Source organism: Ignavibacteriota bacterium, from assembly GCA_016218045.1.
GTDB lineage: Bacteria > Bacteroidota > Ignavibacteria > SZUA-365 > SZUA-365 > JACRFB01.
In genome coordinates, this window is the sequence record JACRFB010000032.1 from 1 (window position 1) to 4096 (window position 4096).

At 61.3% G+C, this 4096-nt stretch carries 2 protein-coding genes; one reads left to right on the top strand and one right to left on the bottom strand.

Translation table 11 applies throughout. From position 1 onward, the window contains the following. Window positions 1–2498 precede the first annotated feature (2498 nt). Window positions 2499–2954 carry a hypothetical protein gene (locus HY962_09145; protein ID MBI5647090.1) on the bottom strand — a complete coding sequence of 152 codons (456 nt, stop codon included), beginning with the start codon at window positions 2952–2954 and terminating at the stop codon, window positions 2499–2501. Window positions 2955–3386: 432 nt separating this feature from the next. Here HY962_09145 and HY962_09150 point away from each other — a divergent pair, with 432 nt between their 5' ends. Next, on the top strand, window positions 3387–3758 hold the full coding sequence (locus HY962_09150) for a helix-turn-helix transcriptional regulator (protein ID MBI5647091.1): 372 nt from the start codon (window positions 3387–3389) through the stop codon (window positions 3756–3758). The last annotated feature ends 338 nt before the right edge of the window (window positions 3759–4096 follow it).

Genomic DNA, 4096 nt, shown 5'->3' on the forward strand with positions numbered 1-4096 from the left:
GGTATGATCCGACCCAGCGCTTGCAAGAAACGCTGTGCAGGGGTCGGGGCACAAACCGCCGCAGCCATCGGTACAGTCGCCGGTGCAATTCAGGGTACATCCACATATGTACTGCATGCCGCCTCCGCCGCAGGTTTGTGGGAGTGCGCAATTATCAGGACAGATGCCAGTACATCCATCAGAGCCACTGCATTTGCCCGTGCAATTCGGTGCACATCCGCAGACGCCCTGCGTCCCGCTTCCGCCACACGTTTGTGGTGATGTGCAGGTCCCGCAATTGACCGTCCGCACTGTGCCGCAGTTATCGGTCGCCGTGACGTTGTCGCAGTTCATGCCCAAGCGAGAGCAGAACGTCGTGTTCCCCTCGAAAGTACAGCCACAGACATTCTGCGACCCGCCTCCGCCACACGTCTGCGGGATCAAACATGTCCCGCAATTGACCGTCCGGGGTGTCCCGCAGTTATCGTTCGCAGTGACGTTGTCGCAGTTCTTTCCCAGACGAGTGCAGTACGCTACGTTCCCCTCATAGGTGCAGCCACAAACATATTGAGTCCCACCGCCCCCGCAGGACTTTGGTGACGTGCAGGTCCCGCAGTTGACTGTCCTTTGCGTGCCGCAGTTGTCGTTCGCAGTGACGTTGTCGCAGTTCTTTCCTAGACGACTACAGAACATCGCATTACCCTCGAATGTGCATCCACATGTGTATTGAGTCCCCCCACCACCGCAGGTCTGGGGTGCGACGCAGTTGTCGGGACACATTCCGCCGCAGCCATTTGAGTCGCCACATTTGCCTGTGCAGTAGGGGGTACATCCGCACACGTACTGTGTGCCTCCTCCTCCGCACGTCAGTGGTACGCTGCATGTGTCGGGGCAGGTCCCGCCGCACCCGTCGGGACCGCTGCACTTCCCTGCACAGTTCGCCGTGCATCCGCACTGGTACTGCAACCCACCACCGCCGCACGTCTGTGGTAGAATACAGTTGTCAGGACAGTTGCCACCACAGATGGTTGATGTGCACCCGCAAACGTACTGCGTGCCGCCTCCGCCGCATGTCTGGGGAGCGACACAGTTGTTCGGGCAGGTTCCTCCGCAACTGTCGGGTCCCCCGCACTTGCCGGAACACTTTGGCGTGCAACCGCAAAGGTTGGCCGTGCCGCCGCCTCCACATGTCTGCGGTGCGATGCACGTGTTTGGACAAACGCCGCCGCATCCATCCGGCCCGCCGCATTTGCCGGTGCAGTTGGGCGTGCAACCGCATACGTTTTCGGTTCCCCCGCCCCCGCACGTCTGGGGGACATTGCATGATCCACATTTCACCGAGTGCTGCACGCCGCAGTTGGCTTCTGTCGCAGTAACGGTGCCACAGTTTTTCCCGAGACGTTTGCAGAAGTCCGTGTCGTTCTCGGAAGTGCACCCGCACACGAACTGCGTCCCGCCGCCGCCGCAGGTCTGGGGCGCAACGCATGTGCTCACGCACTCGCCGCCGCAGCCATCCGGCCCTCCGCACTTGCCGTCGCACTTCGGTTTGCACCCGCAGACATTGGGCGTTCCACCACCGCCGCATGTCTCGGGCGCGACGCAGGAATCCGGACAAGTGCCGCCACAGCCGTCGCTGCCGCCGCACAGGCCAGCGCACTTCTCCGAGAGGTTCCACTCGCACCCGTTCTCGGGTTGCCCATCGCAATCCCTGTATCCTTCGTTGCAGTTCCCGATTTCGCACTTCGAGCCACGGCACGAAGTCTCGGCGTTGGCAAACGCGGGGCATGGGTTGTTACATTCGCCACAGTGCTCGACGTTCGCCGAGATGTCGGTCTCGCATCCTGTCTCGGGTTTGTCGTCGCAGTCGCCGTAGCCATCCTTGCAGGCCCACGTGCAGCCGTTGTCCTTGCAGGTCACGTCTGCGCCGATGACACCGCCGCAGGTGTCCCCGCACCCGCCGCAGTTGTTCACGTCGTTGGACACATTGTATTCGCAGCCGGTCTCGGGCTTCCCGTCGCAGTCACCCCAGCCTCGATCACACTCACCCACGCCACATTTGCCTTTGTTGCAGCCGCCTTTGCCATTGGTCACGGCGGGGCAGACGTTGCCGCACTTTCCGCAGTTTTCGGCGTCGGTGTCGGTCACGGTCTCACACCCGTCCGACACGATCCCGTTGCAGTCTCCGTATCCTTTTTCACACGCGCAAGCCTTTGCATCGCAGAAGGAGTGTGACCCGCACGCTGTCGCGCAGTCGCCGCAGTGCTCGCTGTCGGCACCGAGGTCCACCTCGCAGCCATTGCTGTACTGCTGGTCGCAGTCGGCGTAGCCCTCGGTACAGGCTTCGACCGCGCAGTAACCCCCTTCGCACACGGCTTTTCCGCCCGCAGCGGTGCAGTCAGCGTCGCTTTTGCACCGAACCTTGTCGGGGTCGGTCGAGGAAGAGCAACCGAACGCGATGCCCGCCAGCGCGGCGACGAGTGCAACTGACTTCATGTTCATTTGGAACCTCCCCGTGCCTGTCAAAGGTAGAAGTGCATTCCCAACACAAGCCCTTCGATGAGGCCGCCCGTGTAGTTGGCAGTCCCGAGGGCATACTCGATGTCACCGCCGTCCGGTTTGGCAATTTGGACGCCAGCGCCCATGCCCCCTGTAAACGCCACGTTGGGCAAGCCGATGCCCGTCAGCCTGTACTCGGCTCCGGCGATTAGGTTGACGTTGAGTAGGAAGTCGGCGTTCGAGCCGCCCGCGTTCGGGTCGATGCTGTTGATGTCGAGCGTATTCAGCCCGTGCTGCCCGTTTTCGAGGCCCGCGCCCAAACGAAGAAACACGGTCAGGTTCTCACGATGGGCGAGCGCCCCGAGGATGCCCGCCTCGGCGGCAATGCGGTTGGACGTTGTGCCGCCGCTCCCGAGCACATTGAAACCGAGGCCGAGGTCGAGGCCGAAGTCCTCGCTTGCCCACCAGCGAAACCCCAACGGGGCGCTCGTCGTGAAATACCCCAAGCCGAAGGAGGCGCGTTCGTTCACAACAGGGGTAGGAGCCGGAACGGATGCCTTCGGCGCAGGCGGGCTGACGGGGGCAGGGGGCTGGTCCGGCACCCAAACGGTGGCCCCTTGCTCGTCAACGACCCACTTGCCTCGTTGGTCGTTGGGATTGGCTGCGAAAAGACAAGCGGGAATTAGCAGGACGCAAATGACGACGAGAGTCCCACCGCGTGTTTTCGTCGGGGTATCGGTGATGCTCTCCATCCTCTGGTTCTCCTCGATACCTCCGGCGAGTACAAGGCAACTATAGGAATACCAAACATACGCATTATATAGGATTAGCCCTCTGGACTCAACCTTGCGCTGTTTCTACCCTCGCCCTGTCCGATCAACTTCCGTTTGGGCGGGGTCGAGGGTGATTGCATGAACATGAAGAAGAGCCTCGGCAAGAGACTCAAGGACTTGCGCAACGCGCGGGGGCTGACCCAAGAACAATTCGCCGAGCAACTCGGCGTCTCCGCAGGGTTCATCAGCCAATGCGAGTGTGGCGTGTACTACCCTTCGATGGCGGCCTGCGAGAGGTTGACGGAAGCGTTTGGTATCACGATGAAGGAGCTTTTTGACTTCGCGGATCCGAAGCCGGTCGAGAAATCATCCAGTCGGGATGTGGCTCTCAACAGGTTGGCGGCAATGCTGGCACAGGCGGACGCGGAGTTCATCAATGCAGTAATCGGTGTCGTCAAGGCGATGCGCCGAACCAAAGGACAGAGACGCCAACCTGCCAAACCGAAGTGATCGCGCCGAACCTGCGGCTGCCCAGCAGGGAATCGTCGGGTGTTCTCACCACTGCCGCCACTTTTGTGCCACCAACATCGGCCTGACCTGACGCCCCCACGGCGGCAGGCACCGGCGGGTGCAACGGAGCCGAGGAGAGGCTCGGAGATGTCCGAGACGGCCTCGGGGAGGGCATCAGGAGGCCCCGAGAGCGATTCTTGGAGCCGCCCACGCCTGGGTGCAGGGGGCCGTCTGGGGTCTTCGTCTGGATGCCTTTTGAGTCACCACTTTCGGCCTTTTGGGGACTTCGTATGTAAATAGGCTAAAACAAAGCTATTATATTACATTAAAGTTATTGA

Coding starts and splice junctions, on each gene's coding strand:
- HY962_09150 (MBI5647091.1), top strand. CDS start 3,387: ATGAACATGAAGAAGAGCCTCGGCAAGAGACTCAAGGACTTGCGCAAC.